General features: G+C 44.6%; 16 protein-coding genes. 4 read left to right on the forward strand and 12 right to left on the reverse strand.

Annotated elements, in window-relative coordinates; translation table 11 throughout:
- Nucleotides 1-390 precede the first annotated feature (390 nt).
- On the forward strand, nucleotides 391-1416 hold the full coding sequence (locus N0824_RS08505; protein ID WP_108936441.1) for an ABC transporter permease: 1026 nt from the start codon (nucleotides 391-393) through the stop codon (nucleotides 1414-1416).
- A 234-nt stretch (nucleotides 1417-1650) separates the two neighbouring features.
- Here N0824_RS08505 and N0824_RS08510 read toward each other — a convergent pair whose 3' ends face one another.
- The gene (locus N0824_RS08510; RefSeq protein ID WP_108936442.1) at nucleotides 1651-2568 is read right to left on the reverse strand and encodes a glycosyltransferase family 2 protein; all 918 of its coding nucleotides are present in this window, start codon (nucleotides 2566-2568) and stop codon (nucleotides 1651-1653) included.
- A 264-nt stretch (nucleotides 2569-2832) separates the two neighbouring features.
- On the opposite strand from N0824_RS08510, the gene trpA reads away from it, so the two are divergent.
- Entirely contained in the window at nucleotides 2833-3627 is a 795-nt protein-coding gene (trpA, locus tag N0824_RS08515; RefSeq protein ID WP_108936443.1) for a tryptophan synthase subunit alpha, read from the forward strand.
- A gap of 82 nt (nucleotides 3628-3709) precedes the next feature.
- Here trpA and N0824_RS08520 read toward each other — a convergent pair whose 3' ends face one another.
- The 7 genes from N0824_RS08520 to N0824_RS08550 all read right to left on the reverse strand — a co-directional run bounded on the left by N0824_RS08520 (nucleotide 3710) and on the right by N0824_RS08550 (nucleotide 12234).
- Complete coding sequence (locus N0824_RS08520) at nucleotides 3710-5065, reverse strand: tetratricopeptide repeat protein (protein ID WP_108936444.1); 1356 nt, start codon at nucleotides 5063-5065, stop codon at nucleotides 3710-3712.
- Between the two features lie 643 nt (nucleotides 5066-5708).
- Entirely contained in the window at nucleotides 5709-5900 is a 192-nt protein-coding gene (locus N0824_RS08525) for a hypothetical protein (protein ID WP_002752480.1), read from the reverse strand.
- Nucleotides 5901-6675: 775 nt separating this feature from the next.
- Nucleotides 6676-6873 (reverse strand): type II toxin-antitoxin system MqsA family antitoxin, encoded by a 198-nt coding sequence (locus N0824_RS08530; RefSeq protein WP_069475497.1) that lies wholly within the window; start codon nucleotides 6871-6873, stop codon nucleotides 6676-6678.
- Nucleotides 6874-6930: 57 nt separating this feature from the next.
- Nucleotides 6931-7665 carry a peptidylprolyl isomerase gene (locus tag N0824_RS08535; protein ID WP_108936445.1) on the reverse strand — a complete coding sequence of 245 codons (735 nt, stop codon included), beginning with the start codon at nucleotides 7663-7665 and terminating at the stop codon, nucleotides 6931-6933.
- 18 nt (nucleotides 7666-7683) lie between these two features.
- On the reverse strand, nucleotides 7684-9138 hold the full coding sequence (locus tag N0824_RS08540) for an HlyD family efflux transporter periplasmic adaptor subunit (RefSeq protein ID WP_108936446.1): 1455 nt from the start codon (nucleotides 9136-9138) through the stop codon (nucleotides 7684-7686).
- Between the two features lie 2 nt (nucleotides 9139-9140).
- Nucleotides 9141-11759, reverse strand: a complete 2619-nt coding sequence (locus N0824_RS08545) for an ABC transporter transmembrane domain-containing protein (protein WP_108936447.1) — start codon at nucleotides 11757-11759, stop codon at nucleotides 9141-9143.
- 7 nt (nucleotides 11760-11766) lie between these two features.
- Entirely contained in the window at nucleotides 11767-12234 is a 468-nt protein-coding gene (locus tag N0824_RS08550) for a helix-turn-helix domain-containing protein (RefSeq protein ID WP_108936448.1), read from the reverse strand.
- 558 nt (nucleotides 12235-12792) lie between these two features.
- On the opposite strand from N0824_RS08550, the gene N0824_RS08560 reads away from it, so the two are divergent.
- On the forward strand, nucleotides 12793-13392 hold the full coding sequence (locus N0824_RS08560) for a peroxiredoxin (RefSeq protein WP_002735961.1): 600 nt from the start codon (nucleotides 12793-12795) through the stop codon (nucleotides 13390-13392).
- Between the two features lie 170 nt (nucleotides 13393-13562).
- Nucleotides 13563-14822 (forward strand): OFA family MFS transporter, encoded by a 1260-nt coding sequence (locus N0824_RS08565; protein WP_108936450.1) that lies wholly within the window; start codon nucleotides 13563-13565, stop codon nucleotides 14820-14822.
- Nucleotides 14823-15253: 431 nt separating this feature from the next.
- Here N0824_RS08565 and nrtS read toward each other — a convergent pair whose 3' ends face one another.
- From nrtS to N0824_RS08585, 4 genes are read right to left on the reverse strand one after another with little or no spacing between them, the layout of a single operon-like run.
- Complete coding sequence (gene nrtS, locus N0824_RS08570) at nucleotides 15254-15505, reverse strand: nitrate/nitrite transporter NrtS (protein WP_046662280.1); 252 nt, start codon at nucleotides 15503-15505, stop codon at nucleotides 15254-15256.
- Between the two features lie 3 nt (nucleotides 15506-15508).
- A complete protein-coding gene (locus N0824_RS08575) occupies nucleotides 15509-16072 on the reverse strand; it encodes a GUN4 domain-containing protein (protein WP_108936451.1) in 564 nt (187 codons plus the stop codon).
- Between the two features lie 53 nt (nucleotides 16073-16125).
- On the reverse strand, nucleotides 16126-17256 hold the full coding sequence (locus tag N0824_RS08580; RefSeq protein WP_108936452.1) for a CO2 hydration protein: 1131 nt from the start codon (nucleotides 17254-17256) through the stop codon (nucleotides 16126-16128).
- Between the two features lie 31 nt (nucleotides 17257-17287).
- A complete protein-coding gene (locus N0824_RS08585) occupies nucleotides 17288-17644 on the reverse strand; it encodes a DUF1823 family protein (protein WP_108936453.1) in 357 nt (118 codons plus the stop codon).
- Nucleotides 17645-17730: the final 86 nt, after the last annotated feature.

The following is a 17730-nucleotide window of genomic DNA, read 5'->3' on the forward strand; positions in this document are numbered from 1 at the left end:
GGTTTGACTTCTTTGTTATAGAATTGCTTCTAAACGAGGCTTTTTTTGCTTGGCTTTCAAACTATTGTTTTGTCTAGGTTCGAGCGTCGTTTGTTTCGCTTCGCTTTCGCTTCGCTTCAACCGCGCATTTACCAATGTATCTAACTTCCCCAGGTTTGTCAACCCCTTTTGGCAAAATTTTTTGATCTTTTTTCTATCCCTTGCTACGTAAGCCTTTCAGCTTTTGGTCTTTTTGGGTAGTCCTTTGATCAGAACTGGCGGTGCGGATATGTTAGTTTATTTGTACTAAATATTTTCCTCAATTTAATTTTTTATTCAGTACCTCTCGATCGCTGGGTCGATTTTGGGGTATGGTTCCTTGAGAATCTATTTTCTGATCGGAAAGCCCTCATGTCTCGCCGCGCTGCTTTACAATCCTATTTACTGGTGCGTTTACTCCTAGCTCCCTTGATGTTATGGACAATCGTGACGGTGGTTTTTCTGCTGATGCGTGTTGCTCCCGGTGATCCCACGGATGCGATTTTAGGCAACCGCGCCCCTGAAAGTGCCAAAAATGCCCTAAGAGAACAGTTAGGACTGAATAAACCCCTATTTTTCCAGTATCTAGACTATATTTTTTACCTAATGCGCCTCAATTTAGGAGACTCTTTAACCAGTAAGGGGGTGACGGTATGGGAGATTATCGCTAAACATTTTCCGGCGACGGTGGAACTAACTTTTTATGGGATGCTAATTGCGGTGATAGTGGGAGTCGGATTGGGAATTATCACCGCTTCCCGTCCGAATACCCCCTTAGATGCGGGGGGACGTTTATTTGGACTGATAACCTATTCCTTGCCGATTTTTTGGGTGGGAATGCTCTTACAGCTAATTTTTGCGGTACAGTTGCGCTGGTTTCCCTTGGGGACTCGTTTTCCTTTGAGTGAAACACCACCGCAGACAATTACGGGTTTATACACCCTTGATAGTCTGATGACTCTACAACTAGATAAGTTGCCCACAGCTTTGTATTATCTAGCCTTACCTAGTTTTACTCTCGGCATTCTTTTGAGTGGGATTTTTGAACGGATGGTGCGAGTTAATCTGAAACAAACTTTGCAAGCGGACTATGTAGATGCGGCAAAAGCGAGAGGAATACCAGAAAAAACGATTATGATCGCCCATGCGCTGAAAAATGCCCTAATTCCCGTAATTACCGTCTTAGGATTAACTTTTGCGGCTCTTTTAGGTGGTGCAGTCTTGACGGAAGTTACTTTTTCTTGGCCGGGTTTGGGAAATCAGTTATATCGCGCGATTTCTCTGCGGGATTACCCAACAGTGCAGGGATTAATGGCTTTTTTTGCGACAATAGTGGTTTTTGCCAGTATTTTAATCGATTTAATCAATGCTTACATTGATCCTCGCATCCGTTATTAATCAGGGAGAGGGAATTATGAATTATGAATTATGAATTATGAATTATGAATTATGAATTATGAAGTGGGGAGGTGGGGAGATGGGGAGACCACTACGCAGTTTAAATACCGTACAGCTTGAGATGAGACAACAGCCGTGAAATTGATGTCACAGCGAATAAAAAATGGATCAGGATTGCTTTTTATCTCTAGGTTGTTGTTAGGTGATTGCTGACTGATTAATAATGGTTGAATGTTAATCGGCTTTTCCTTTTAGGGAGACGAAATCGGGCCTATGGGAATTACTATTGTCACCATTTTTCGGGGGATGAAAAGGATTTCTCACTTCGGTGGGAGTGGGTAAACCCTGTTTCATTTCCGCTACTTTTAAGAGGATCAAATACTCATAAAAAGCTTGCAGAGTACACCAAGCAAAACCAGCTTTACCATCGAGAATTCCCGCCAAGATAAAATACATATAAAACCAACGAAGCAAGGGACGAAAAGGCAATCGTAGAGATAAATCTTTTAAAGCTCTCCGTCTATCTACTTCGGTTTCACCAAAAAATAAATTTTTCCAACTAACACCACCGTTAGCCAACTGATGTAGGGTTTCTGCCGCTTCATCGGTAGAATAACGATTATGTTTTTCAATCCAACGACTTAAACCTTTACTACAGGTATAGTGGGGATAGGTTTCTTCTAAAAAAGAGGTTTTTCCTCGACATTCTTCTCTTTCCGTGTGACCATAATCGCTAAACCAGACTTGATCTTTTTTAAATAGACGCATTTGATAACGGGGATACTGGGTGCTGCGACGGATCCAAGTTCCCATAAACATAACTCTTTCGGCCACATAAAAACCAGTAAATTCTGTCTGTTGAGTGGCGCGCAGACATTCTGCGTAGAGTTGGGGTGTCATCCTTTCATCTGCTTCGAGAATATAAACCCAATCGTATTTAGTCTCGATATTTTCCAACATCCAAGTTCTTTGTTTACCATGACTCTCGAATTGATGCTGAATCACGCGCACTGGATAACGAGAAGCAATCTCTACTGTGCGATCGCTACTGTAGGAGTCAACCACAATCACATCATCGGATAGAAGTGCCGATTCCACACAGGCGGCAATATCAATTTCTTCGTTATGAGTGAGAATGTAAATGGAAAACATAGATATAATATGGTGTTTGATTATACGAAACCTTATCGGGCATTAGTCCTATTGTGTACCAGAAAAATTGGAATGAAAACCCTTATTATCCCAGAAATTTTTTTAAAACTGCCAGACTGAGCCTATTCTAACCTCGATCGCCATTTTGTCAATATTCCTTAAGAATTGCTTGAAAAATTCCTTACCTGAGCTTACAGCGACCGGCAAGGAGCGATTCCCCGCCATGAGATAATAGAGGGTGCTTTATGTCTTCAGTAATTTTCGATGACTGCTGTTTCCGAGTGTTTTCGTTCTCTCCGTTCCCAGGGGAATTGTGCCTTAATTCCCTTTATCACTGCCGGTGATCCCGATTTATCTACCACTGCCCAAGCTTTACGCATTTTAGACCGGGCAGGGGCCGATCTGATCGAGTTGGGGGTTCCCTATTCCGATCCTCTTGCGGATGGTCCGGTTATTCAAGCGGCAGCCACCCGCGCTTTAAATCGGGGTGTCAAGTTGGAAGATGTGCTAGAAATCGTCAAAAATGCTCAGGGAGAGGTGAAAGCTCCCATTATTCTCTTTACTTACTATAATCCCATCTATCATCGCGGGATAGATGTCTTTTTAGACCAAATTAAAGCAGCCGGGGTGAGTGGTTTGGTGGTTCCCGATTTACCCCTAGAGGAAGCGGCAAGTCTGCTGCAACCGGCTGCCGCTAAGGGAATTGAGGTGATTTTATTGGTAGCGCCTACCAGTCCCCCGGAACGAATACAAGCGATCGCCCTGCAATCCCAAGGTTTTATTTATCTGGTTAGTGTCACGGGAGTGACGGGAATGCGGAAGCAAGTGGCCACCAGAGTGGAGGAATTGCTCGATTCTATCCGTTCTGTCACCGATAAACCCGTGGGGGTAGGATTTGGCATTTCTGACCCGACACAGGCACTACAGGTGAAAAACTGGGGTGCTGATGCGGTAATTGTCGGCAGTGCCATGGTTAAACGTCTGGCCGATAATTCCCCCAGCGATGGGTTAAAATCCCTCGAAGAATTCTGTCGCAGTTTAAAACAGGCGATTCAGTGAGGGGTTAGAAATTCTTCTAAGGGAATTCCGGCTGCGGGGCGATCGAGGTAGAATCTTTCCCGAATTCCTCGATCGCCTTGAGTTAAATTTGAGAGAGTTCGCGTTCACCCGCTAATTTCAGTGCAGAAGCTGCTTCAGGAATATAGGAAGTTTTCGTTTTAGAGACCATACCTCCCTGTTGTTCCTGTAATTGTTCTAGACGCATGGTACTCCAATCGGTCAGCATCGAGTTACCTAGCCGGGGGGCCAATTTGTTAATTTTCTCCACGGCGGAGATAGCTAATTCATCCATCTGTAGGGAAGCTAGATAGCAATCACAGGCGATGTCTATCTCTCCTAATCGTTCGTGACATTGGCCGGCCATAAACCAAGCGATCGCCATTCCAGGTGGGCCGAGTCTAGTGGCAGAACGATAGATTTTCGCCGCTTCTTCAAATTTATTTTGTTTCAGTAAAATTTCCCCCAGTTGCAGGCGATAACGAGAGTAAAGAGGTTCCATCGCCACCATTTTCTTCGATCTCTCTTCGGCGAGATCGATATCGCCTAACCAGAGAGCTTCTTTTGTTCGGCTCTCGAGAACCGTTATGAGAGTGTCGTAGGCGGAAAGTCGTTCGCTCTCGTTTTTACACTCGCGAGTTAGTTCTTCCGCCAGGGATTGACAGATATCCATTTCACGGACAACCGTTTCTCGTTCACCCCGCAGAAGTGGAGCGAAAACAGCCGCACGCTTGAAAACACTGGTTAAATGTTTAAAATCGAAACGATCGAGGGAAGGTTCGACGTGATGGAGTGCCTCCTTGGCTACTTCTCGCCAATGGGCGACCGCCGCTATATCTTGAAAGGCAGTAGCCTGCAAAACGATTAATTCTACGGCCGCCCCGAAAGCCACCAGGCTTTCTTTAGAAGCGTATTGAAAGATTCGTTGAAAATCTTCGAGATTTTCTGATGTACCAATATCTTCTTGACAAAGGATTTTAGACATCGCCAGGCTGTAAGCCAATCTAGCGAACGTGGGGTCTCTGCCAATGTTTTCATCGCTAATTGCGGGAATATAGCGAGTAATCGCTTCATGAAAGCATAAACTCGATAATAGATCGACCGTTTTCACTTGAGTAGCGGGTGAAAGCTCACGATAATGCTCTAAATGCTCGCAAAGAACTCTCCAACGTTCGGTTCTCAACTCATCGGGGAGGGCGAGAGGATCGTTAATTGGGTATTGAAAAAGACCGGTCTCTCGAATCAGTTGCTCTCGAAAAGAAGCAGAGTGAACGAGAGAAACTGGGGACTCTGATGGTGTATCGAAACCTCCTACTTCGGAGACAAGGCTTCGATAACTATAGTCAATTCCCTGAATATGCCAAGCACCAGATTGATAGGGACTAAGATCGAAATAAGGACGATGGCTCCAAGGAATGGGAAGATCGTTTAAAGACAACATACATACTCTCAATAATGCAATTTGTACCCGTTAGTGTTTTCACGATAGCTAACATCTGCATAAAATCCCGAAGACTTCGGTATTTGGCTCTCTTGGATTTAGTGGGTAAAATGTATTCTAAGATACATTCCTCCTAGCGAGGGGGTGGAACGAACCACAAAGACACAAAGGACACAAAGATTGATCGATCCTATGTAAGTTAAACTTATCACACAGAACCTAGAAGAGCCGGTATTTTATAAATTAGTAGCTGATTTGACTTGGGTGCATCTCAATATTACAGAAATCCCCACTGCCGAGTAATTACGGCGGATTCAGGATTAGTCTGGTACATTCTCCACGCCGAAAGGCTTATCCAATAAGAAGTTGTCTGTGTCAGATGGATAGAGGAACCGCCGTATCAGTTAAATTAATACAAACATCTGAACAATCGCGTGTGAGCATCTCATTAAAAAGCTAATGCTCTCCAGCGTTCAGGGGGGGGTAGAACCCCCAAAGGCTTGGATTGAGTAATAGAATCGCAAACAATGCGCAATTCTACCTCTTGGAGACTTGCGTAGGAATAATATCCCGGCCAGACAATTGCTCTGTAGAAGAATCAGACAAGCCCTAAAATGGCACATTATCCACGGACCGTAGGTACTTATAATAGTGGACCACTTACTGCGACCTTCCATTTGACAGTCCATTTGGCAGCAGCAGCACCGCCCGCAACTTGACGTAAGGTTTTAAAAGCGGTGATACTTTCTGGACTGTCGTTAGCGGCATCGGTGCGAAACTCGATAATTTCGTCAGTCACCGTGTTTTTGAGCTCGTTGATTTTGATGTTAGCCATGAGATGTATTCTCCAAATTTTCGCTAAATGAATGAATCAAATTATTGATTCAAGAAAACAATAACAATTTTTCAACATCAGATCAACTATCAAAATCGAACAAAAAAAAGATAATTGAGTTATTTATGTTCTTTTTGAAAGACTGTTTTTTGCGAAAACATCATCAAAACCGATTAAACAACGGGCTTCCAAGCTATTTAAAGAAACAAAAATAAGTAATTTATGTACAAAAAACTCTGAACTTGTCTTGTTGGAAGCAAAGAGAACCAACCAAGCTAACTGAATTGAGTTATTTAGGGTTTGCTGAAAAAGTTTGTTGATGGGGTTAGGAGTCAGGATTCAGTAGCCGGTCGTCGGTCGTTTCAGGCTTTGTTGCCCTCCTTTTTGTACTAGCTTGCGTACCACAAGAAGGATAATGCCAAGTTTTTGAAGGTCACAATCCTATTTTCGCAGCACTAACATCAGACTTTAACAGGTCAAAAGCCTTATTTTAAAAGGGTTTTATCATTATTCAGCAAGCACTATTTATTTTTTTTATTAACTGGGAATTCTGTTAATGAATAGATTCAGGAATTTTTAAAAGTGTATGTATTAAAAATCGCTTTGTTGGTTTTTATGCTGAATAAGCTCACTCAAGAATAATCGGATTATTGGTATTTTATTAATCCATATTGTATTAATCTTATAGTAAAATAATCCGTAGGTTGGGTTAAACGAAGTGCAACCCAACACAAAACATGAAGAATAATAGGGGGATGATGTTGGGTTTCATGCTTCAACCCAACCTACAAAATAGGCGATCAGCCTTCTGTAAAACTTCCGCAGTGACCGACTCGCTTAGATAATACTCCCCGCAATTCTGACAGATATCCGCAGGGACTTGTTTTAAAATCACGATACAATTATCTCTCTCTAAAGTAACGGTAACAAAACCCGATCGAGTCGTACCGTGTTTACAGATCACACATTCCATAACTCTTATCTTCCCTTACTATGTTTGCGGGGTGAGCAATGCCCACCCCGTTCACGATTAATTACTAAACTCGTATTCTATCTCTTGAATCTTCTCCTTTACCCAGCCGTTAAACAAATCAACACCGATTTTCAGAGCCAACTCCTCGGTTAATTTTGGTTTAAGGATTTCCTCGACAAAAATCAGGTGAAAACCCCGATCGCCTTGCAGCGGTTTCAACAATCGAGAAGAATCCGATGCGAAAATTGCGGACGAAAGATTCGGTCGTAAATCCTTACGGTAAACAGTACCGCGATAACCCCCCTTGCGTCGTAATTCCACATCCTCGATATAGCGATGCGCTACTTCCTGAAAGCTGATTTCCTCCTCCTGAATCGATTCATACAACTCCTCCGCCATCGCCTGATCTGCTAACACTACCTCATAGATCACCGCGCCAGTATAATCTAGCTGGTGTTCCACAAAATAGGATTCAATTTTGTCTGCGAAAAGATGTTCGGCTAATTTACCCGATAGTAAATTGAATTGAACGATCTCCTCGAAATCATCTAGGGATAAGCCCTGTTTTTCCAACCAATTCCATGTATCTTTGGCGTTATGTAATTCATTGGCGAGACGGAATTGATCGGCCGCCTGTTGTAACTCGTCAGTCGTGTTTTTAATCCCCGCTGCCGTGGCGGTTTCGGTGATGATTTTCCGACCGATAATTCCCTCGACTATTTCGGGAACTTTCCCCGATAGCTTAAGCTGTTGGATAAGGTCTTGATTGCTGATGGTGATACTATGGGACATAATGACTCCTGAAAAAAACTACAGTTTTAACCCATCTTTTTGCAGATCCTTAAAGGGATCGAGGATGTAATCGATCACCCGACGCTGACGGACGATCGCTTCTGCGGTAGCCGTATCCCCCGGATTGAGGGGAATACATTGATTTCCCTTTTGAATACAGGAGCGATCGAGTTGAATTTCTAGCTCGAAAACGTTAATTTTTCCGTTGGGCGTTTCCTTTTCGATCGCCGTCGGTGATTTCTTGGTGATCTTGCCGCCGATAATGCCGTAATCCTGAAAAGGATAGGCATCGAACTTGACTTTTATCGGCATACCGGCGCGGAGAAATTGACTTTGATCCGTGGGCATTTCTGCCTTGAGAATAAACCGCGATCCTTTCGGTGCTATCTCCGCAACCCGCGTTCCCGACTGCACCACCGCACCCGCGCGTTTAATCGGTAATGAAAAGATTGTGCCGTCGGTGTTCGTCTTTAAAACCCTCTGACTTAGTTGGATTTGGAGCGCTTGCCGTTGGCTCTCGCTTTGGGCGATTTCCGATGCCAGTGTTCCGATCTCCGTGTCTAGATTGTTAATCTGCTCCTGTACCCTTAAGAGTGCCAACTCGTTGGAATGGCGGAGACTTTGATAACCCCGCTGCCGCTCCTGTAATTGCAGACGCGCTTGGGCGATATCGGCGCTCGTTTGTTGACTCGTCTGACGGTAGGCACTTTTTAATTCCGCTAGTTTATGTTGATTTTCTTTTACCTCCGCTTTTCCCCGCTCGTAGAGTTGTTGGCGCTCCTTGGCATTGTCCTCGCGCTCGATGAATTGCACCTCCGATATCGCGCCATCCTCCCACGCTTTTCGGTAGCGATCGACTTCTTTTAAAGCCGTTTGATAACGACTTTTGAGAATCGGATAATCAGTCTGACTTTGTGCGAGGGCGGTTTTCGCTTGATTTACCCGCGCCTGTTGTTCTTCTAGGGATATTTTCGCTTTCTTGATTAATGCGTCCACATTCTCCCGCGCTTGCTCGATCGAGGCTTCTTTTTCCGCTGCTGCCGCGCGATTTTGTTGGCTTTGGGTGGTTAAAGAAATCTCTAACTGACTTTTGACAAGTTTCTGTTGGGAAAGACGGCTTTTTTGTCCTTCTATTTTCTCCTCAATTTGTTGTATTTCCTTGCCGATTAATGAGGAATCTAGGGTTAAAATCGGTTGTCCTGCTTTCACCTCTTGGCCTTCACGGACATAGATTTTTTCCACTTTTCCCGTCGCGATAGCATCGATTTTGACTGTTTCTCCTTGGGGTTCCAGTTTTCCTGGTCCGACACCGGTTTCATCGACTTTTGAGAATATCGCCCAAGGGAGAATGATCGAGACGAAAATAATCAGAAAATAGAGTAAACCACGCGTCCAGGGTAGGGGTAAAGTATCGATCAATTCTTTGGTATGGAAAGACCAGTTATCGCGCTCTCTGTCTAGATTGGTTGTCATAGTTATTCACTCAATTGATTAGAGTTCAAATTACGGTAAATTCCAGGTCTGGCCATTAATTCTTCGTGGGTTCCACTATCGACTAATACCCCTCGATCAAGAACGAGAATACAATCCGCGTTCCGCACCGTAGAGAGGCGATGGGCGATAATCACCATCGTGCGATTCTGCCGAATTTTCTGGAGATTTGTTTGAATAATCCGTTCCGATTCGGTATCGAGGTGGGAAGTGGCTTCATCGAGAATTAATAACCGCGGCTCTCCCATCAACGATCGAGCGATGGCGATCCGTTGTCTCTGTCCCCCGGAAAGTAGCCCTCCACCCTCGCCGATTTGGGTTTCGTACCCCATCGGCAGTGATTGAATAAAGTCATGAATTCCCGCTAATTTCGCCGCGACCACCACATTTTCTAGGGGGCGATCGGGATGTCCTAAACTGATATTTTCCCGAATCGTGGAACCGAAGAGAAAAGTATCCTGATCGACGACTCCCACCTGTTGCCGGAGGGAACTGAGGGCGATCGTACTCAGATCGTAACCGTCGATCGATATCTTCCCATCGGTGGGGGGATAGAGGCCGATCAGTAATTTCGAGATCGTGGTTTTTCCCGAACCGCTCCGACCGACGATGGCAACGGTTTGACCGGGTAAAATTTCAAAACTGAGGTTTTCTAAAACATTCTGATCGCTGTCGGTGTGGTAGCGAAAGGTGACATTTTCAAAGCGAATATGTCCCTGTAATTCCGGGAGAAATTGACGGGAAAGTTCCTCTAAATTCTCCTCCGGCTTTGCGTCTAGTACATCGTTAATGCGCTCGACGGCGATATTGACTTCTTGAAATTGCGTCCAGAGAACGGTTAAGCGTTGAAAAGGCGCGATGATCTGGGCAAAAAGCATATTAAAGGCGATCAATTGTCCGATCGATAATTGATTTTGAATCACTAGATAGGCACCGAAACAGAGTAACCCCGTCGTCGCTAAAGATTCGATCAGATTACTGAATATCTGGAGATTATTGCCGATGATCTGCCCGGAGAAATTTTTCTTGACCTCCACCGAGAAAAGGTCTTCCCAGTGCCAACGGGTCGAGCGCTCTGTGGCGGTAGATTTGACGGTACGAATACCGGTTAAAATCTCGATCAGGTAACTGCTTTCTTTAGCGATCGCCTGAAAAATATCCCGGGATATTCGCTGGAGAAAAGGGGTAGAAATTAACGCCAGCAGAAGGAACGGTGGCACGATCGCTAAACTGATGAGGGCTAATTGCCAGCTATAGCGGAACATCACCGCCACATACACGAAAACCGTTAATAAGTCAAGTAAAATCGAGAGAGCTTCCCCAGAGAGAAAACGCTGAATCTTGCGATTTTCCCCGACGCGGGAAATAATATCGCCCACATAGCGGGACTCGAAATAACCGAGGGGAAGGCTGAGGGTATGGCGGATAAAACCGGTGATTAATGCCGTATCGATGCGATTAGCGGTGTGATCGAGGAGATAGGCGCGTAAACCAGTAATTGCCACCCGAAAAACCCCGAAAATTAGCGCACCGATCCCCATCGCCCAAAGGGTAGTTAAGGACCCCTGCACGATTACCCGATCGAGGATTAACTGGGTGAAAATCGGCGTAATTAAGCCGAATATCTGGATAAAAAGCGAGGCGACGAAAATTTCCAGCAGTACGAACCAATGGGGTTCCAGTAAGCGATAAAACTGCCAGAGAGAGGTTTTATCCTCTTTCGTGTCCCGGAATTTCTGGTTCGGTTGGAGCAGCAGGGTGAATCCCGTCCATTTACTGGCGAATTCGGCACGACTTAGGGTTAATTGCCCGATCGCTGGATCGCCAATAATCACCTGTTTGGGGGTAATTTTCCAGATCACAACGAAGTGTTTGCCTTCCCAGTGAGCGATCGCAGGTAGGGGCTGTTTCCCTAATCCCTCTAGAGTCGCTTTTACCGGACGGGTGGAGAGGCCGATATTTTCCGCCGCGGTGATCAGTCCCTTCAGGGATGCCCCGTCGCGGTTGACGTTGGCCATTTCCCGCAAACGGTTGACGCTGATTCTTTTGCCCCAATAACGGGCGATCATGACTAAACCGGCCGCCCCGCAATCGGAGGCGGACTGTTGCTCGAAGAAGGGATAACGGCGGAGGGATTGACCGATCCAGTGACCTAACCGCTGCGCCGGAGAGGGAAAATAGGCTCGATCGCTTTTTTTGTCCGTTTCTTCTGTCTTCGTCCCAAGAAGTTGCTCAATTTCCCGCGCCCGTTGTAGTAATGTTTTTTTCAGGGCGGGGTGTTTTTTCAGGATCGGCTTCAGGGCGGACTCGGGGATAAGAAGTAGTTCCGCCTTTGCGGAGACTCGAACCGAGTAGGGAAGAAAACCCGATCGGGGAAAGAGGGAGAATTCCCCGAAAAATTCGCCGGTTTTGAGCGCAATCATCTCTTTTTGCTGCGAGTTCGCTATCCGAACTTTGCCGCCAACGACTAGGTATAACCCCGACTGTACGGGCAGTGTACCTGCTTCGGGAGAGAGGGCGATCGCCGTTTTCTGGAGACTCCGCCACTGGGTTTCGGACAGGAATTCCGGCCAGGGATTGACGAGGCTGTGAGTATCGAGCATAGTTGTTTTAAGCTTTGGCTGAAGGAGAAAGATCGACGATGCGGAGCGGCTGTAGCTGTTTGCGGAGGCGATTGATGTGGGTGGGGGTGAGTGCAACCCCGAATTCTTTCTCTAGATGCCGCGCTAACCAAACTCCCGACCATCGCTTAAAGGAATAGCCGAAATCCCGGGGGGATTTACTAATCAGTTCCCTCAGGCGATCGAGGTAAGGTTGATCAACTTTTGAAGGGCGACCGCGGCGGTATTTCTGCCAGCGATCGATCTTGCCACTCTCGGCGATCAGTATCCATTTACTAGCAGTGGCGGCAGTACAATCGAGAAGCTTACGGATCTCGCCCTGGGATTTGCCCTCGTCAGCGAAAAGAATGATTTGAATCCGTTTGCGATCAACATCAGAGATATTCGGTTCTGTTAAGATTTCGAGAAGTTGCTGACGTTGGGATAGGGATAGATATTTACTGGTGCTTGATGACATAGTCTTTGCAACTATAAGTAAAAGCAGACAGCATCGTGGAGGAACGTTGAGGCAAGAAAGTTGTACTAAGTTGTACGATGGGCTGACTTCCCCAGGTGACGATCTCTTTCGCTGTCCTTAAATTCTTATTTTGGCTGCGAAAGTGAACATTATGAAGTTTATTAAATCCGACATTCCGCAAATCTTCATATACTTTTATATATTTTTACATTCCCCAAGATGTTTTGACGAAAAACCTTCATTGTAGAACCTACTATTGAGAACATTTTCAATAATTGATTTTTTCTGAGAAAAAAAAAATACAATTCTTAACCTTGATAAAAATCCATGATTGTAGCTATTGAATGTTAAGAAGTGCGAAAAGTGGGTAAATTGTTTTTCTCTCGACCGATCAAACCTCTCTAACACCTAACCCCCATCACCCCATCTCCCTATCTCCCCGCTGGCCACTGATAACTGATTGCCAACTACTCAAAATCGTTATGACTATGATATAGTTGTTAAGGAATGTAAAAATAGTTGCATTTTCCCAAAAACTAGATTAAGGAGATTAAGAGTATGACCGCCGAAGGTTGCTTAAGAGTCGGACAAGCGGCGCCGGATTTCACCGCGACCGCCGTTTTCGATCAAGAGTTCAAAACCATCAAATTGTCGGATTATCGGGGTAAATACGTAGTTTTATTCTTCTATCCCCTCGATTTTACCTTTGTTTGCCCCACGGAAATTACCGCTTTCAGCGATCGAGTTAGCGAATTTGCCAGCATCAACACCGAGATTTTAGGGGTGTCCGTCGATAGCGAATTTGCTCACCTAGCATGGATTCAAACCGAGAGAAAATCCGGCGGTGTGGGGGATGTGGCCTATCCTTTGGTGTCGGATCTGAAAAAAGAAATCAGCACCGCTTACAATGTTCTTGATCCTGATGCGGGAGTGTCCCTGCGCGGTCTGTTTATCATCGATAAAGAAGGTGTTATCCAACACGCTACTATTAATAATCTTTCTTTCGGTCGCAGTGTCGATGAAACCCTCCGCACTCTGAAAGCGATTCAATACGTCCAATCCCACCCGGATGAAGTTTGTCCCGCCGGTTGGCAAGAAGGGGATGCTACCATGGTTCCCGATCCTGTGAAGTCAAAAGTTTACTTCGCGGCAGTTTAGTTAAAAATCCTCAGAAGTCCCTCAGCTATAGATGGGGGGCAGACTTTTAAAGGGGGGCGAAATAATTCGCCCCTCATTTTAATCGGAAAATTTTCCAGAAAATTGGTCCCATTAGCCATGACCTCATCTAGAATACTGGCCAGCAAGTCTAGAAAGAGTCACGGCGATCTATGACTACCAGTAATTATGATTCCGAGTTGACAGTTTTGGGATTACCCGCGGCCAAAGGTAGATGGTTATTAATACCTCTAGGAATGGGCGTTTTACTCTGTTTAGGGACGGTGTACTCTTGGAGTATCTTTAGAAAACCCCTAGAAACAGAATTAAATCTCAGCGCCACGGAAAGCTTACTACCCTACACTGTGGCCCTAGTATTTTATGCCGCTTCTATGCCGATCGCTGGTTTTTATATCCCCCGGGTAGGCACTCGCAGGATGACGGCTATCGGCGGAATTATCGTCGGTTTAGGCTATATTCTCGCTAGTTTTGCCGCTCAGATCCAGACAATTATTCTTACCTACGGAGTCATTGCCGGCACGGGAGTCGGCATCGCTTACGGTGTTCCCATGGCAGTGGTGGCACGCTGGTTTCCCGACAAAAAAGGTTTAGCGGTGGGTTTAACTATCATCGGATTTGGCCTTTCTCCCCTGATTACCGCACCTTTAGCCAATCGATTAATCAATGAATATAGCGTTAGACCAAGTTTAAGATTTTTGGGGATTATCTTTACAATAATTATTGTGATGATTGCCCTCGCCATGAAGTTACCCCCTCAAGACTGGCAACCTCCCGCCAATTTAGCTAATCGAAAATCCGACTTTCAGGCTAATTATCCGGTGAATATGCTGAAAAGTCGCTCATTTTATGGCTTATGGCTTTGCTATGCTATTGGTGCTTTAATTGGCTTGAGTGCTATCGGTATTTCTAGTCCCGTCGCTGAGGAAATTATTCAGATTGATCCGGGGTTAGCCGCTAGTAGTGTTGCTCTATTTGCCTTGTTTAATGGTATTAGTCGTCCTTTGTTCGGTTGGTTAAGCGATCGCTGGAAACCCCATTATCTAGCGATCGGAGCCTATACACTCATTTTGATTGGTTGTCTGTTGATGGTCAAGGCCGAAAAAGGGGCAGTTACTAGCTATCTAGTGGCTTTTTGTCTATTTTGGTTTTGTTTAGGGGGATGGTTAGCCCTAGCTCCCGCTACCACTCTCAACTTCTTTAATCCTGACCACTACGCCCAAAATTACGGTATTGTTTTTACTGCCTACGGTGTCGGTGCTTTGATCGGAACTTTAGTAACCGGTAGAATTCGCGATTGGTTCGGTACTTACACTTATGCTTTTTATGCTATGGCTGTATTGGCAATACTGGGTATTTTTCTCGCTAGTGCCTTACTGAAAAGAGAGCGATCACATTTATCAAATCCTAGCTAAGGGAGTTAATCTTAGCCTAGACTAGATACTGCCGCCATTTTATACTTTAAAATACTCGAAAGAGGTCACATTGGACGGTATAGGTCTTTTAATCGCTCTTTTTCTGCGTGATTATTGAATCAAATCTCGGTTTTCCTCGAGGAAAGAAATTAACTGATCAACAGGGATTTCTCGGAATTCGCCGGTTTTCAATAAAACAGTAGCCATGGTAAATCGGACTTCTGAATATTCGTCTCGATCGCTATCAAAGCAGTCCTCTACTAATCATACCAAATCCCTTTTTAATAGTGTGATTAACTCTCAAGTTATGAATTGTTTCTCCCCACACCCCACACCCCACACCCCACTATCCTATACTTTTTAAACAGGATTTAGTATCAGAGGGTGTTTGCAGCTCTCAATAATTGTCAGCTAACCGCTCAAAATTGCCTTTATTGTTGGGATTTTTTCGGCCACTGCTGACGGCGATAACTGCTATACTGCCCATGAATATTGACCAGATAGGGAACTAGATAAGTCAGTGATGCCGCCATCCAGCGATCGCTTGTCATGCGGCCGCTGATTATAGCATAACCGTGGTTAATTGTCAATAAAATCGTCCCCACTACCACAGCCACTTTTATCCCAGTGGGGGCAAATTGGGGGGATAATAAAGCCCGAAAATAGCCGATAATACCTTTCATTGTCTATAAATCGCACTCTATCAGGCGAGTAAAACAAAAAGTCACCATTTTTAACCCGTAGGGAGACTTCCACCAGAGAGCGGGAAAACAGCCTTCTGGAGCTGCTAGACTAAAATCCCAGTGATCATAATCATCGATACGCCACTCATCTTTGTCGCGCCATCCTACCAATTCCCCAAATTTTTTAATCGTTTCCGCATCTTGGGTTCGCAGGGTGTTAATACTACCCCCGACGGCAAAATATAACTTCACCTGATTGCTAAAACCGAAATGATCGCCGCTATAATTTTTCCAAAGGCGATCGAGTACCCGAATCACATTAACGGGAAACCGCATCATATCCTCTGGGGTTAAAGTATCGCGGGTTCTGCCAGCAGCTTCGAGGATAACTCGGAGAGTTTCTGCGTCTGCTTCCCTAAAGTTCCCCTCAGCTAGGAATTGCTGTAATTTACCATAGCGCTCGATGTCCGGTACTAACATCTGCCGCGCTTCGATGAGGGCAACCCGTTCGCTTAAAGATTGCAATTGAGCTAAAATATCCTGTAGTTGGGCGTTAATATCTGACATAAATGTAAGGGGGTTTGTTGACTGCAAAAACTACGGATTTATCGGCAAAATAATTATTGATTTACCGCTTCTAATCGCGACTTAACAAAGCGATTCATCCATGCTTCTAGATAGATGCGATTGGCTTTTTGTTCTTTTAAATCTGTGGTAGTTAAAGGGTAAGGCGCTAATCCTTGAATGGCTGCCGTTGTCACACAAAACATCGACTTTTGAAAAGTTTCGCAGATCTGGACTAATAAATCTTCCTCTTGACGAAAACTCTTTTTATAAATGTCGTGCAGATAATCAGGTAAAAAGTGACGCATATCTTGCATTAATAGTGTGGGAGGAATCCCCGCACCTCCGATGGGCAAAGGATCCGCATACAAAGCACCATAGGCAAACATTCCTTGATCGTAGGGAATTTGATAGGCTTGGGCATTATAGGAAATTGTACCGGGGAAAGGTGTTCCGCGAAAGAAAACCGCCTCAACGTAGGGGATTGCTGTATCTGCAAGAAAGGTTAATCCTGCCGATTTGGGGATAAGATCATAGGTTTGTCCTTTGATTTTTACCTGATAGACAATTGCTTGACTAGCATTATCGACTAAATTTTTCTTAATGTGTGCCACCACTTCGGGAATATTAGTAATTTTTCCAGCATCGTAGAGATCGGATAAACTTAAAAAGGTATCGGCCATAATTCGCCAAAATTGACCTAAACCGCTATAGTAAGCCATCATCCGCATTTGTTCTAGCAAAAATTCAGGAAAGGCTTTATTTAAAATTAAAACTAGGGGATTATTCCTAAATTTAGCTTGAATAACCTTGGCTGTCACTTCCCGAAAAGCGGCACCATCTACATAACTATCTAAACCACCCCCACCATGCCAAAACATGGCTTTCATACAGTATTCAGCATACTCAAAATTAATGCGATCGTGCCACCAGTGTTGTAGTAATTTCTGCCAAGATACTTGACCATTAAAATATTTAAAGAAAGGGAAAAAAACCAAAAACTGATTTTCCGCAATATAAATTAAATTTTTGGAATAAGCATCTAACACCACCCCGTAACTTTTCAGGATACCCACTACCTCGATCAAATTCTGGGGAGTATCTTTTAACAATGCTTCCCCAGCAGTGAGACGCTCAATATAGGATGCTAGGGGATGAGAGGAGGACTTGACAGGGATAGTGACCATGCTAGAAGCTTGATAAAATAACTTTCCTCATCTATTTTAACGCATAAAAGCACAACCAATTAGCGGCGGTGGCACGGCGAGTCATGCGGGGATTGAATTCGCCAATTTTATAACCGGTAAACCCCAATTTATCTTTTAATAATTGTTTATTTTCTGGCAAGATCGATCGAGTTAATTTTACTGTTGGGGGACGATTGGCAATAAAATCTGGGGGTTCGGGATATTCCCGTCGCCAATCTTCCTCTACTTGACTATTATCCCATTTTCCTTGACTTTCATCGTAGCGATAACCTAAAGTTTGCCAGAGCAATTTATTAACGGTTTCGTCGTCAATTTCATCGTTAATAATCGCCCAAATTGTCTCTATATTTAATTCTGGTAGTTCCATAATCAAGTGAATGGGTGATGGGGTGTGGGGTGTGGGGTGTGGGGTGTGGGGTGTGGGGTGTGGGGTGTGGGGTGTGGGGTGTGGGG

It is taken from the genome of Microcystis sp. 0824 (genome assembly GCF_003112475.1).
Taxonomy (GTDB): domain Bacteria; phylum Cyanobacteriota; class Cyanobacteriia; order Cyanobacteriales; family Microcystaceae; genus Microcystis; species Microcystis aeruginosa_C.

What these genes read in the sequence shown, in the direction of transcription:
- N0824_RS08580 (WP_108936452.1), bottom strand. Translation starts at nt 17,256, where the DNA reads ATGGTCACTATCCCTGTCAAGTCCTCCTCTCATCCCCTAGCATCCTAT.
- N0824_RS08510 (WP_108936442.1), bottom strand. Translation starts at nt 2,568, where the DNA reads ATGTTTTCCATTTACATTCTCACTCATAACGAAGAAATTGATATTGCC.
- N0824_RS08535 (WP_108936445.1), bottom strand. Translation starts at nt 7,665, where the DNA reads ATGTCCCATAGTATCACCATCAGCAATCAAGACCTTATCCAACAGCTT.
- N0824_RS08565 (WP_108936450.1), top strand. Translation starts at nt 13,563, where the DNA reads ATGACTACCAGTAATTATGATTCCGAGTTGACAGTTTTGGGATTACCC.
- N0824_RS08560 (WP_002735961.1), top strand. Translation starts at nt 12,793, where the DNA reads ATGACCGCCGAAGGTTGCTTAAGAGTCGGACAAGCGGCGCCGGATTTC.
- N0824_RS08520 (WP_108936444.1), bottom strand. Translation starts at nt 5,065, where the DNA reads ATGTTGTCTTTAAACGATCTTCCCATTCCTTGGAGCCATCGTCCTTAT.
- N0824_RS08505 (WP_108936441.1), top strand. Translation starts at nt 391, where the DNA reads ATGTCTCGCCGCGCTGCTTTACAATCCTATTTACTGGTGCGTTTACTC.
- N0824_RS08550 (WP_108936448.1), bottom strand. Translation starts at nt 12,234, where the DNA reads ATGTCATCAAGCACCAGTAAATATCTATCCCTATCCCAACGTCAGCAA.
- N0824_RS08540 (WP_108936446.1), bottom strand. Translation starts at nt 9,138, where the DNA reads ATGACAACCAATCTAGACAGAGAGCGCGATAACTGGTCTTTCCATACC.
- N0824_RS08585 (WP_108936453.1), bottom strand. Translation starts at nt 17,644, where the DNA reads ATGGAACTACCAGAATTAAATATAGAGACAATTTGGGCGATTATTAAC.
- trpA (WP_108936443.1), top strand. Translation starts at nt 2,833, where the DNA reads ATGACTGCTGTTTCCGAGTGTTTTCGTTCTCTCCGTTCCCAGGGGAAT.
- N0824_RS08525 (WP_002752480.1), bottom strand. Translation starts at nt 5,900, where the DNA reads ATGGCTAACATCAAAATCAACGAGCTCAAAAACACGGTGACTGACGAA.
- N0824_RS08545 (WP_108936447.1), bottom strand. Translation starts at nt 11,759, where the DNA reads ATGCTCGATACTCACAGCCTCGTCAATCCCTGGCCGGAATTCCTGTCC.
- nrtS (WP_046662280.1), bottom strand. Translation starts at nt 15,505, where the DNA reads ATGAAAGGTATTATCGGCTATTTTCGGGCTTTATTATCCCCCCAATTT.
- N0824_RS08575 (WP_108936451.1), bottom strand. Translation starts at nt 16,072, where the DNA reads ATGTCAGATATTAACGCCCAACTACAGGATATTTTAGCTCAATTGCAA.
- N0824_RS08530 (WP_069475497.1), bottom strand. Translation starts at nt 6,873, where the DNA reads ATGGAATGTGTGATCTGTAAACACGGTACGACTCGATCGGGTTTTGTT.